12 protein-coding genes are annotated in these 11,903 nt (G+C 46.3%); 10 read left to right on the top strand and 2 right to left on the bottom strand.

Features of this window, described 5'->3' with window-relative positions; genetic code table 11:
• Positions 1 to 17: 17 nt before the first annotated feature.
• The gene (locus DY78_RS12835; protein WP_024623941.1) at positions 18 to 824 is read right to left on the bottom strand and encodes a lipoate--protein ligase family protein; all 807 of its coding nucleotides are present in this window, start codon (positions 822 to 824) and stop codon (positions 18 to 20) included.
• Positions 825 to 1,035: 211 nt separating this feature from the next.
• Complete coding sequence (locus DY78_RS16215) at positions 1,036 to 1,197, bottom strand: hypothetical protein (protein ID WP_156093391.1); 162 nt, start codon at positions 1,195 to 1,197, stop codon at positions 1,036 to 1,038.
• Between the two features lie 595 nt (positions 1,198 to 1,792).
• Here DY78_RS16215 and DY78_RS12830 point away from each other — a divergent pair.
• The 10 genes from DY78_RS12830 to DY78_RS12780 all read left to right on the top strand — a co-directional run bounded on the left by DY78_RS12830 (position 1,793) and on the right by DY78_RS12780 (position 11,774).
• On the top strand, positions 1,793 to 2,233 hold the full coding sequence (locus DY78_RS12830; RefSeq protein WP_024623940.1) for a YwiB family protein: 441 nt from the start codon (positions 1,793 to 1,795) through the stop codon (positions 2,231 to 2,233).
• A gap of 44 nt (positions 2,234 to 2,277) precedes the next feature.
• Positions 2,278 to 2,898, top strand: a complete 621-nt coding sequence (gene rpoE, locus DY78_RS12825) for a DNA-directed RNA polymerase subunit delta (protein ID WP_024623939.1) — start codon at positions 2,278 to 2,280, stop codon at positions 2,896 to 2,898.
• A gap of 173 nt (positions 2,899 to 3,071) precedes the next feature.
• Entirely contained in the window at positions 3,072 to 4,682 is a 1,611-nt protein-coding gene (locus DY78_RS12820) for a CTP synthase (protein WP_024623938.1), read from the top strand.
• 1,010 nt (positions 4,683 to 5,692) lie between these two features.
• On the top strand, positions 5,693 to 6,358 hold the full coding sequence (gene sdaAB, locus DY78_RS12810; protein ID WP_024623936.1) for an L-serine ammonia-lyase, iron-sulfur-dependent subunit beta: 666 nt from the start codon (positions 5,693 to 5,695) through the stop codon (positions 6,356 to 6,358).
• Positions 6,359 to 7,252: an L-serine ammonia-lyase, iron-sulfur-dependent, subunit alpha gene (gene sdaAA / locus DY78_RS12805; RefSeq protein WP_024623935.1), complete on the top strand. Its 894-nt coding sequence runs from the start codon at positions 6,359 to 6,361 to the stop codon at positions 7,250 to 7,252.
• A gap of 238 nt (positions 7,253 to 7,490) precedes the next feature.
• Positions 7,491 to 8,768 carry a UDP-N-acetylglucosamine 1-carboxyvinyltransferase gene (locus tag DY78_RS12800; protein ID WP_024623934.1) on the top strand — a complete coding sequence of 426 codons (1,278 nt, stop codon included), beginning with the start codon at positions 7,491 to 7,493 and terminating at the stop codon, positions 8,766 to 8,768.
• A gap of 110 nt (positions 8,769 to 8,878) precedes the next feature.
• Positions 8,879 to 10,183, top strand: a complete 1,305-nt coding sequence (gene rho, locus DY78_RS12795) for a transcription termination factor Rho (RefSeq protein ID WP_024623933.1) — start codon at positions 8,879 to 8,881, stop codon at positions 10,181 to 10,183.
• 365 nt (positions 10,184 to 10,548) lie between these two features.
• Complete coding sequence (locus DY78_RS12790; protein WP_024623932.1) at positions 10,549 to 10,794, top strand: type B 50S ribosomal protein L31; 246 nt, start codon at positions 10,549 to 10,551, stop codon at positions 10,792 to 10,794.
• Between the two features lie 391 nt (positions 10,795 to 11,185).
• Positions 11,186 to 11,371 (top strand): hypothetical protein, encoded by a 186-nt coding sequence (locus DY78_RS12785; RefSeq protein WP_024623931.1) that lies wholly within the window; start codon positions 11,186 to 11,188, stop codon positions 11,369 to 11,371.
• A gap of 43 nt (positions 11,372 to 11,414) precedes the next feature.
• A complete protein-coding gene (locus DY78_RS12780; RefSeq protein ID WP_024623930.1) occupies positions 11,415 to 11,774 on the top strand; it encodes a DUF6483 family protein in 360 nt (119 codons plus the stop codon).
• Positions 11,775 to 11,903: the final 129 nt, after the last annotated feature.

The raw sequence follows: 11,903 nt of genomic DNA, 5'->3' as shown, positions 1-11,903 counted from the left end.
TGCATTCCTCCGTTCGATTAATGCAACCGCGTTTGCCGCCGTTGCATTTGGCGATAAGCCTGCGCTAAATGCGCTTGAAATTCAGGTTCTTCAGTTAATAGTGGCAACTTTTTAAAGTCGAGGTCGCCGTGTTGTTTTAAAGTGGTGGTGAACTGGTCGATGGCTTGCGTGACCGTCAAAGGCTGACCTAAAGCGGCGGCGACTGTCGTCATCACGGCGGGGTCGATATCCGGGAAGCGGTCATCTGTTTGGCCTGCGAGGCTCGCTGTATAAAACTGGCGGACGAGTTGACTCCGCTGGGCTTGGTCGCCATCGATGCTAATATATAACATAATGACCAACGCATCCGCTGTGCGCCGTTGGGACATCCCAGCAATCTTTTGCCCGTTGACGCTCAAATCATAGTCGCCCGGACAATATGAGCGGGTAATTTCACCGGTTGCAATCGGCAAGTTCGGCCAAGTTGCTTGGACATACGTCGTCATTAAGTCGTAAGCGGCGGTGATGGAGTAGTCGGCGCGATGGGCTGGCAAAAACAAAGAAATGTTCAAGACGCCCGTGTCGGCCACAACGGCTAAACCGCCCGAATTACGCAATAACGTTTGATAGCCCGCTTGATGGAGCGCCGTTAAGCCGGTTGAGAGTTGCGGTAATTTTTGATCAAGCAACCCTAAAATAACCGTCTGCGGTAACGTCCAAAAGTGGACTAGGGGTTGTTGTAAGTCGGCGGTCAAGGTCAATAAGGCATTCATGTACGCAAAACTATCCAACATTTCTTCAGGTTGGTAGTGTTGAGTCAAAATTGCCGTTGTGGGAGTCGTCAAAAGTCATTCACCTCGCAAAATCAGTTACAAACTTAATTATACTCGAAATAGCGTGGAATCGCAGAGCTTATCCCGGGTTTTACCAAGTTTTGATGATATTGTAATGAATTTGATTGCAGTTTGAATGAACTTGAGTAGTGGTTGCCGCAGTTAGCTGACCGTAATTCCATCGCACGCTTGAATATGGTTAGTGGCAGTTTGTCGTTGGGCGTCAGCGATAATTCCAGTCGCCGTGGCGACCGGTCCGAGCCTGAGAAGCGGTCGCGAACCTCGCTTTGAAGCTCGGCCAAACCCGCCAATCTTCAAAGATGTCGGTGCCGTAAGCTCGGCGAAAATCACACCGAACTAACGGCACTTTCACGGCGACTTCCATTATCACTGACCCCCAACTAAATTGGGTTGCTATTTCGGCTCGCCAACTGCTAAGTACAGTCAATTGGTAAGTCGGCTGCTTTCATCAAAATGTTGGGAAAATTTTGATGATTAACGATTAGCTGGTATGCAATGGCTGGCTAATCCTGAATTGAATTCTAAATAATCAATATGTGCAGAAAGACTATGGTTGTTGCCATAGCAGGTGCGCCGCAGTCATCAATGCTCAGGACAGTAATAACCACAAAATGATAGACGCACGATTATGATTCAAATAGCCATCTAGCTGCCAGCTGACCGTAATGGAAGCCGCCATGCCGGTGGCGTTAACGGGATTGGTTTTTAATCTCGTTTACACCACGGACGACTTTTGAGACTTGTTTTTTTAGGCTCAAAAGCGAGGGTCAAGACCGCTTCTCAGGCTTGACCCGGTCCCCAAGGCGGCTGGAATTACGGTCAGTTGGCAGCGGCAAGTCCATACTTGAATACTGCCAATGAGAGTATTTTTAGTTATTTTCATAGAGATGGCTTATAATTATAAAGAAGACTGCAACGTGGTCGGCGTGGCCCCGCTGACCTAGAAGGAGGATTTTAGCATGGATGATTTAACAACCGGGGTACCGGTCGCCATTCATTTGGAAACGCAGGCGGTTCAAGACGGTGATACCGCCAATTATGCTTTAGATGTGGATGGACAACTCGTGCAGATGGGCGATGCCTTTTATTTACGCTACAAAGAAGTTAGTGATGGCGCCGCTGAACCGATTCCCGTGACGATTAAACTCGCAGCTAATGGCGATGTGGTGTTAACGCGTAGCGCCGAGAATCGGTTACGTCTACACTTTGCTAACGGCAAACGGGTCCAAGCCCGGTACCGCACACCGATGGGCGTCTTGCCGGTTGAAACGGTGACGCCATTATTACAAGTGCGTTTACGGGAGCGCCCATTTTCCGGCGAAGTCAATATTAATTACGACTTATACGCGGGCGAACAACTGATTGGTAACTACAAGTTGCGATTGCAATTCACGGCCTGATTTGGTATGATGAACTGTAAACTGTGGAAAGGACGTGCACCAGTTTGGAACTAAAACAATTTGATGGACAAAAGAAGTCCGAATTATCTTTAATCGAGGTTGCCCATGCGATCTTGTCACAACATGGTGATGTGATGGCGTTTGCCGATTTGACCAACGCTGTGCAATCATATTTAGGTAAAAGCGACGAAGAAATTCGGGAGCGTTTATCACAATTTTATACCGATTTAAACATTGACGGTAGTTTCATTTCGCTCGGTGACAATATGTGGGGCCTGCGTGCATGGTACCCATTTGAATCCATTGACGAAGCCGTTATCCATACCGATGATGAAGAAGACGAAGATCGGCCTAAGCGTAAAAAGCGGAAGAAAGTTAATGCTTTCTTAGCTGACGCTGGGGATGACGATGATGTTATCGACTACGACGATGATGATCCCGAAGACGATGACAACTATGAAGATGATGATGACGCGAACAGCGACGATGATGATGACGACGATTCTGCCAGCAGCAAGTACGATGAACTTGCGGGTGTAGATGATTCGGATGATGACGCCGCTGACGAAACGTTACCAGACGGCATCGAAGGTCAATTGTCAGAATTAAATGATGACGATGATGATGACTACGATGACGAAGAAGACGACGAAGAAAACAAATAAGTGGTTGGCTGATTTAACTTGACGAATGTTAAATCTCCTTGTATTATCTTATTTGGGCTCTCTGGTAGTTTTATCAGAGACAAACGAACGTAATCAAGCTCCCTATTCACTGGAATAGGGAGTTTTCTTATTTTTATCCATCCCCACGAAATAAATCTTTAAGGAGTTATCACATGACCAAATATATTTTTGTAACTGGTGGCGTTGTATCGTCAATTGGTAAAGGGATCGTCGCTGCATCATTAGGCCGCTTATTGAAAAATCGGGGCTTAAAAGTCACCATTCAAAAGTTTGACCCATATATCAACGTTGATCCTGGTACGATGAGTCCTTACCAACACGGTGAGGTCTTCGTTACTGACGATGGTACGGAAACCGACTTGGACCTCGGCCATTATGAACGGTTTATCGATATTAATTTGAATAAGTATTCAAACGTCACGACCGGTAAGATTTATTCAGAAGTTCTGCAAAAGGAACGTCGGGGTGATTACTTAGGTGCTACGGTGCAAGTAATTCCACATATCACTAACGCCATCAAAGAAAAAATCATGCGGGCCGGGACCACAACGGATTCCGACATCGTGATTACTGAAATTGGTGGGACTGTTGGTGATATCGAATCATTACCATTCATCGAAGCTTTACGCCAAATGAAGAGTGACTTAGGTTCTGACAACGTATTTTACATCCATACGACGTTGATTCCTTACTTACGGGCCGCTGGTGAAATGAAGACCAAGCCTACCCAACATTCAGTTAAGGAATTACGGAGCTATGGGATTCAACCAAACATGTTGGTCGTTCGGACAGAACAACCAATTACCCGGGAAATGCGGAACAAGATTGCGTCATTTTGTGACGTGGAACCAGAAGCCGTGATTGAATCCTTAGATGTTAAGACGATTTATTCAATTCCATTGAATGTGCAAAAACAAAACATGGACCAAATCGTCATCGACCACTTTGGTTTGAACGCACCTAAGGCTGATATGAGCGACTGGGTTGAACTTGAACATCACGTGCAACATTTATCACGGACTATCAAGATTGCCTTAGTCGGGAAATATGTGGCGTTACAAGATGCTTACATTTCCGTAACCGAAGCTTTGAAGCATGCCGGTTATACGGATGATGCAGATATCGACTTGAAGAAGATTTCCGCTGAAGAAGTTACCGAAGACAACGTCCAAGAATTATTAGGCGATGCGGACGGTATCTTAGTTCCTGGTGGTTTCGGCGACCGGGGGATTGAAGGCAAGATTACGGCCATCAAGTATGCCCGTGAAAATGACGTGCCATTCTTAGGGATTTGCTTAGGGATGCAAATGGCCAGTGTTGAATTTGCCCGCAACGTCTTAGGTTTGAAAGATGCGAACTCCGCTGAAATCGATCCAAACACGCCAGACAATATTATTGATTTGATGGCTGACCAAGAAGATGTTGAAGACATGGGGGGGACCCAACGTTTAGGTGCTTACCCTTGCAAGTTGAAAGCCGGCACCGTTGCAGCTAAGGCTTACCATAACGAAGAAGTTGTGATGGAACGTCACCGTCACCGTTATGAATTCAACAACAAGTACCGCGAAGCGATGAAGGCGAAAGGCTTAGTCTTCTCAGGGACTTCGCCTGACAACCGCTTAGTTGAAGTGATTGAATTACCAGAAAAACGCTTCTTCGTTGGTTGCCAATACCATCCAGAATTCTTATCACGGCCAAATCGTCCAGAAGGGTTATTCAAAGCCTTCATCGATGCCGCCAACGAAACTGGTACCGCTAAATAATTACGGATTTTTTCTGAAAGACACTGGAGCTTGATGGCTTCGGTGTCTTTTTTTGCTTGCTTGCCGCCGGTCGCCAGTTGCCAGGCTCTGTGGAGCAGACCTCAAGCCAAAAGGCGGTCTTGAGGGCGGTTGGCAGCCTTACCAAGCCCGTAAGTCTACCAACACGGCTCATTCACTAAGCCAGCCAAAAACGCTGACTAAGTGAATCGACACAGCGTCTGACAACTGGCGACCGGCTAACGCTGACGTGTTTTTTGGGAATGGCTAGTATTTTTGAATGGAATAGCTGAGTTTAGTTGGTGAGGCTCGACAAACCGTGAGAATAATGGTCAGCTGGACATTGTGAAGAGGTCGGCGAGTTGAAGCTATGTTCAAGTGATTCGTATTTGGTTTGTTAAGCACGTTATATCAAAATTTTTATTGGGTAACTCACTTATTTGCCTTAACAAATGGCCGCTTTCAAGATGATTTTCAAACAAAAGTTAGTAATTACTCGGTACAACTTGAAAAATGGTCGAAAAACGACTAAATTAGCCACTATTAATTAAACGCTGGGATTACCCAAAATAATTTATGAGAGAGCTACCGTTAATTTATGGAATTTAGCCGGAAGCGATGGGGGTGTGCGCTGTGTCGATGTTCTTAGTGAGCGTTGTTTGCTCGCTTAGAACATGGGCCGTCTTGGTTGACTCGCAGGCCTTGCGAGGCAGCCAAGCGCCTGGCGAGACCGCCCTTTGGCTCGACAGGGTTGCCCCACAGCGCGCACCCCCATCGCTGGAGGCGGCCAAACGCCCTCCGCAAAATGATAAAAATTAACGGCTTTGCCAGTATTTACTTAGGTAAACGGTGGAATTTCACTAGGGTTTCTAATGATTAAAAGTTGAATTGGTGGGACAATTATATTCGCCAATAGCAGTTATAATTGTCATAACTAGATTAATGGGGTTGGCGAGGGTTGAAACCCTGATTGATGTCGTCGCTAGGCGATGAGTCAATAGGAGGAATTTGCAATGACCGTAAATTATAAAAGTGTGTTTGATATTATTGGGCCCGTCATGATTGGCCCGTCAAGTTCGCATACCGCGGGGGCTTGTGCGATTGGTCGCGCGGCGCATAGTATTTTTAAAACCAAACCGACCGATATTGTCATTCATTATTACGATTCCTTTGCGAAGACGCACAAAGGTCATGGGACCGACTATGCGATTATTAGTGGAATTCTGGGCTTTGCCCCCGATGACGCGCGGGTGCCGTACGCCATTAAACTGGCGCAAGACGCCGGGATTAACATGACGTTTATTGCGGAAGTTAAAGCCAGCCCCATTCATCATCCCAATACCGCGATTATTGAATTGAAAAATCAACAAAAATCAATTGTCGTGGCTGGTTGTTCGATTGGCGGTGGGACGATTGAGATTCGTGAAATTAAGATGGATGGCTTTGATATTAAGCCGCGAGGGCCGTTACCCATTTTACTCGTGCCCGGCAGTGAAGCCGACCATCACATGATTACCAAGCTATTATCAAAATTAACTGAAGTGACCGACCAAAAGCACTACCAAGCTGAAGATCATAATTTGTATGAATATGATTTGGATCGGCAATTACAACATACCGAAGTTCAAAAATTGGCCGCCGATTATGGCCAACTAGTTTATTTGCAGGGGGTCAGCTAAATGTATATGCACGTTTCAGAATTAGTTGCCGCTGCGCAAGTGAAGCAACAACCAATCTATGAATTAATGATAACCCAGGAAATGTCGGTGACCCATGCGAGTCGCGACGATATTTGGCAAGCGATGGGCCGCAACTTGGATGTGATGGCCGCGGCCATTGAAAAAGGCGCCGCGGGCGAAGGGGTCCATTCAAAAACCGGCTTAACGGGTGGCGAAGCGGTGCTACTGAAAAAGTATCGCGAAAAAGGCCACACGCTGGCGGGCGATACCGTGATGGAAGCCGTGCAAAATGCCGTGGCCACCAGTGAGGTTAATGCGGCGATGGGCGTTGTTTGCGCGACGCCGACGGCTGGTTCCGCCGGGACGCTGCCGGGCGTGTTATTCACGCTGAAAGACCGCTTAGATTTGAATCGGGACCAAATGATTCAGTTCTTATTTACGGCCGGCGCCTTTGGCATGATTATTGCAAATAATGCTGGGATTGCCGGGGCGACGGGTGGTTGTCAGGCCGAAGTCGGCAGTGCGTCGGCGATGGCCGCGTCGGCAGCGGTTGCCATTGCTGGTGGCACGCCCGAACAGAGTTCCGAAGCGTTAGCGATTGCGATTAGCAATTTATTGGGGCTGGTGTGCGACCCGGTCGCCGGACTCGTCGAATTACCCTGTGTTAAACGCAATGCGATTGGGGTCGGCAATGCGTTAATTGCCGCTGATATGGCCTTAGCTGGTTGTACGAATAAGATTCCCGCTGATGAAGTCATTGTGGCCATGGATAAGATTGGTAAAAACTTACCAGATTCCTTGCGGGAGACGGGGTTAGGTGGCCTAGCTGCGACACCAACCGCTGTTCGTATTAAAGAACGGATCTTTGGTCATCATCCGACCGCCCAAGCTTAATTGAAAATGTTAATTGATGCGCTCAAGCAACTTTGCTTGGACGCATTTTTTTGACGAGTTGGTGACCAAAAATTTGTGATTTGACGATGAAAGCGGTTAAATTAGTTAAGTACAAGAATTTCTTGTTCAAAAAGATTACAGTTTCCTGATATTGGTTGTTTTTTTGCATGACATTCTTTATTATGGTTAATGATTGTATGATACAGTGTGACACTTATTTAGCGAGGAAAGTTATGTTATGAAAAAAATGATTATCCATGGCGGAAAACGACTTTCTGGGGAATTAACGATCGGTGGCGCAAAAAATAGTACCGTCGCACTGATTCCTGCTGCGATTCTTGCAGACACTCCGGTCCAATTCGATACGGTTCCGCACATTTTAGACGTTCACAATTTACAAATTATTTTGGAATCGATGAATGTCCATTCCACATTTGAAAATGATGTTTTAACGATTGATCCAACTCATATTGAAGAATCCGAATTACCAAGTCGCGCAATTAAAAGCCTGCGCGCATCTTACTATTTCATGGGGGCCTTATTAGGGCGCTTTAACCGGGCCACGGTCACGTTCCCCGGCGGCGATAATATCGGTCCACGTCCCATTGACCAACACATTAAAGGATTTAAAGCATTAGGGGCCAACGTCGTTGAAAAAAACGACTCGGTCTTTATTTCGACGGGCTCTGAAGGCTTGCACGGCGCGCGAATTTTCTTAGATGTCGTGTCAGTTGGCGCTACTATTAATATTATTTTGGCCGCTGTTAAGGCGCATGGTACGACGAGTATCGAAAATGCCGCCAAAGAACCAGAAATTATTGATTTAGCAACTTTCTTGAATAACATGGGGGCCAAGATTCGTGGCGCCGGAACTGACGTCATCCGGATTGAAGGCGTCGATTCATTGCGTTCACGGGCGACCCACACGATTATTCCTGATCGCATCGAAACGGGGACTTACTTGTCCTTAGCCGCTTCGATTGGGGACGGCATTTTATTGAAAAATGTCATTCCTGAACATATGGAATCGTTCACGTCCAAGATGCTTGAAATGGGCGTTGATTTACAAATTAACGAAGATAGTATTTTTGTACCGCGGGTTGGTGAATTGAATCCAATTCGGGTCAAAACCGCGACGTATCCTGGTTTTGCAACTGATTTGCAACAACCAATTACGCCATTATTGTTACATGCCGATGGGAGTAGTGTCGTAATTGATACGATTTACCCACAGCGGACGCAACACATTGCCCAATTAAAGAAGATGGGCGCCGATATTCGGGTCCAAGATAACTTGATTGTGGTTGGTCACTCGTCACACTTACAAGGTGCGCATGTTGAAGCGGGAGAAATCCGCTCTGGTGCGGCATTGATGATTGCGGGCTTGAGTGCCACCGGTACCACTGAAATTTCACGCGCTGACAATATTTTACGGGGTTACGACCGCGTGGTTGATAAATTACACAGCCTAGGTGCTGATGTGGATATTGCCGCCGACGAACAAGTGCCGGAATAAGATTTTTTAGTGTGGCTGAAAACGACTGGAGATGGTCACCGACCGATTATGGCGGTGGCTTTTTCGGCCATGGCATTTTTGAGCAGCTGAACTGAGAAAGAGCAGTGGATATGGAAAAAATTTTAACGATGCATGACCTTGAGGAAAAAACGCTCAAGGAGATATATACGTATGCGCGCGACTATAAGATTCCGTACTATTCACAAATGAATAAAAAGGAACTCTCACTCGCGGTCTTACGAGAACAAGATAAAAAACGGGGCTTCGTCCAAATGGAAGGGGTCCTGGAAATCATCGGTCAAGAAGGCTACGGCTTTTTACGACCAATTAACTACGGTCCTTCGCAAGAAGATATTTACATTTCCCAATCGCAAATCCACCGGTTTGGCTTGCGCAATGGTGACTTTGTCGCGGGGCAAGCGCGCCCACCGAAGCCCAATGAACGTTATTATGGCTTGATGCGCGTCGGAACGGTTAACGGTAAAGACCCGAATGAGGCGAAACAACGGCCCCATTTTCCAGCGTTAACGCCGTTATATCCGAAGCGGCAAATCAAACTTTCGACGACTAAACAAATTTTGTCGACGCGGTTAATTGATACGTTTGTGCCGATTGGTTTTGGCCAACGGGGCTTAATTGTGGCGCCACCCAAAGCTGGTAAAACGACGTTGCTCAAAAACATCGCTAACGGGATTATGACCAATTATCCGGATGCCAAGTTAATTATGTTACTAATTGATGAACGGCCCGAAGAAGTCACGGATTTGGAACGCTCGATTAAAGGTGAAGTGGTCAGCTCAACGTTTGACCAACAACCCCAAAATCACGTCCGCGTCGCTGAATTAGTGTTGGAACGGGCGCGACGGTTAGTGGAAGATAAGCAAGATGTCATTATTTTGCTCGATTCGATTACCCGGTTAACCCGGGCGTACAACTTAGTGATGCCATCCAGTGGTCGGACCTTGTCCGGTGGGCTGGACCCCACCGCGTTTTATAAACCGAAACGTTTCTTTGGTTCCGCTCGGAATATCGAAGAAGGCGGTAGTTTGACGATTCTGGGGACGGCCTTAGTGGATACGGGTAGTCGTATGGATGATATGATTTACGAAGAGTTCAAAGGAACTGGGAACTCCGAATTACAACTATCACGCGAACTGGCCGATCGCCGTGTCTTCCCGGCGCTAGATTTGAAACAATCGAGCACCCGGAAAGAAGAACTGTTGATCAGTCGTCAAAACTTAGAACCCGTCTGGCAAATTCGCCGGTCAATGACCGGCAATGCGCTGGAGTATACCGAACAACTGTTACAATTCTTAAAGCACACTGACAACAACACTGAGTTTTTACATGACTTGGCGGGGGTGAAGTTCGGCAACGGTGGTGCCCGCCGCCCACGCCGGAATAATGATCGGTAGCGCCGGTTAGGGCTTGGGTGCCGGATTTCGGTGAGAGATTTAGGTATCACAAACTTGCTGAAACGCGTCCGTCAAGCTAGGGGATTCCGCTTGCTACAGCTATGGCGAGATGGGCTGAGTTAGTTTTAGTGGGTGGGTGCTACTAGTGCCCGCAAACTTGCTGAAACGCGTCCGTCAAGCCAAGGGATTCCGCTTGCTACGCTAATGACAAAATGCAAAAACCGCATTGTGCCCTTAGCTAGGCAATGCTCGTCCCTAACCCGGCTTGACGGACGCTCTGACACATGATAAACTACAAAGGTTGATTTAAAACAATGATAATCTCTGTTTCAGCAAATGATTCAGGGCAAAGGAGCGTAATAATTATGCAAAAAGGAATTCATCCAGATTACCATCCAGTCGTATTCCAAGATTCAACGACTGGTTTCAAGTTCGTTTCTGGTTCAACAGCTACTTCAGAAGAAACTGTTGAATGGGAAGACGGTAACACTTACCCATTGATCCGTGTTGAAATTACTTCAGACTCACATCCATTCTACACTGGTAAACAAAAGTTCACCAAAGCCGATGGTGCGGTCGATCGTTTCAACAAGAAATACGGTCTCAAATAAGCATACAACGATTAAGTCAGCCAACTCTGTTGGTTGGCTTTTTTTTCGCAGCCAACTGCTGAATTCAGTTAAGCAGCAATAAATGTCGCATTCATCAAGTTGGGGCTGCTCGTTTTTGGCAGGTTGAGGTGTGTTATGGACTTGCGTTGTGATAACCGATTTGAGTAATAATCAGTCAACCGTATCATTATGGTTGGTTCTCAGAAAGGGTAAAATAATGGTTAGGCGGTTGTGGTAATAGCTGCCGTGCTAGGTTAACGGAATATTTACAAAAAGTGTGAAATCTTAACACTATCTTGCCAAAAAAGTGGTTATTTTTAACATGTTGTCGTGGTATTATGCCGGTATTCAGATTCGTTACTACCGATATTCGAATGGGGGCTGACGGGCTATGTCAAAACATCGTTTAACCATTGTTTTGTTGGGAATTATTATCGCTGCTGGATTAAGCATGTTATATACTATTTTGCTAGCTACCACGGTCAACTCGTTATTTTTGAATGGGTTGGCTTATGGCTTAATTATCTATTTAGTCGCCACGACGTTTGGGGACTGGGCTAAAAGTGTTGAAAAGTAGTCATTGACGAGTGGCCGATTATTAACAGTTAGAAGGTGAAATTGTGGAAAACGAAAGTGATTGGATCATGCGCCAATTGCATGCTTTTGCTGATGGACTGGGATATGTACTGGCTCATGGAAGTAAAAGTGGCAAGACTGCGATTGTCTTTCCGCAAGCTCAAGCTGAGAAATTGCCACATCAAGCGGAACTAGCAGACTTGATTGCCAAGCAGCAATATGCGGCGGGGGCCCAGCGCTTATTGAAACTACAATATGCGTTACCGGAACAAGACTTTATGAAGCTGGGCGTCTGGTTTTATGACACGCTGAACCAGCTGAACGATGACGAGCTTAAAGCTGGTGCGTTCTCGCGGTCTTCAATTGTGGCTGGTCTGAAGCAATTGGCTGAATTAGAATTATAAAAGTTATCCACTGTGGACAACTCGCTAATCAAGACGATTGTCCACAGCAACTATTCGGAATATGTCTAAAAATGGAGCTGTGACATAACTAGTTCCTAAATCGTAAAAACCCACGCAAAACCGAATTTT

It is taken from the genome of Lactiplantibacillus fabifermentans DSM 21115, from assembly GCF_000498955.2.
Lineage (GTDB): Bacteria > Bacillota > Bacilli > Lactobacillales > Lactobacillaceae > Lactiplantibacillus > Lactiplantibacillus fabifermentans.
The sequence above is the reverse complement of the archived record's forward strand: the minus strand, read 5'-3'. Positions and strand labels throughout refer to the sequence as shown.

What these genes read in the sequence shown, in the direction of transcription:
- rho (WP_024623933.1), top strand. Translation starts at nt 8,879, where the DNA reads ATGGAAAAAATTTTAACGATGCATGACCTTGAGGAAAAAACGCTCAAG.
- DY78_RS12800 (WP_024623934.1), top strand. Translation starts at nt 7,491, where the DNA reads ATGAAAAAAATGATTATCCATGGCGGAAAACGACTTTCTGGGGAATTA.
- sdaAB (WP_024623936.1), top strand. Translation starts at nt 5,693, where the DNA reads ATGACCGTAAATTATAAAAGTGTGTTTGATATTATTGGGCCCGTCATG.
- DY78_RS12790 (WP_024623932.1), top strand. Translation starts at nt 10,549, where the DNA reads ATGCAAAAAGGAATTCATCCAGATTACCATCCAGTCGTATTCCAAGAT.
- DY78_RS12785 (WP_024623931.1), top strand. Translation starts at nt 11,186, where the DNA reads ATGTCAAAACATCGTTTAACCATTGTTTTGTTGGGAATTATTATCGCT.
- sdaAA (WP_024623935.1), top strand. Translation starts at nt 6,359, where the DNA reads ATGTATATGCACGTTTCAGAATTAGTTGCCGCTGCGCAAGTGAAGCAA.
- DY78_RS16215 (WP_156093391.1), bottom strand. Translation starts at nt 1,197, where the DNA reads ATGGAAGTCGCCGTGAAAGTGCCGTTAGTTCGGTGTGATTTTCGCCGA.
- DY78_RS12830 (WP_024623940.1), top strand. Translation starts at nt 1,793, where the DNA reads ATGGATGATTTAACAACCGGGGTACCGGTCGCCATTCATTTGGAAACG.
- DY78_RS12820 (WP_024623938.1), top strand. Translation starts at nt 3,072, where the DNA reads ATGACCAAATATATTTTTGTAACTGGTGGCGTTGTATCGTCAATTGGT.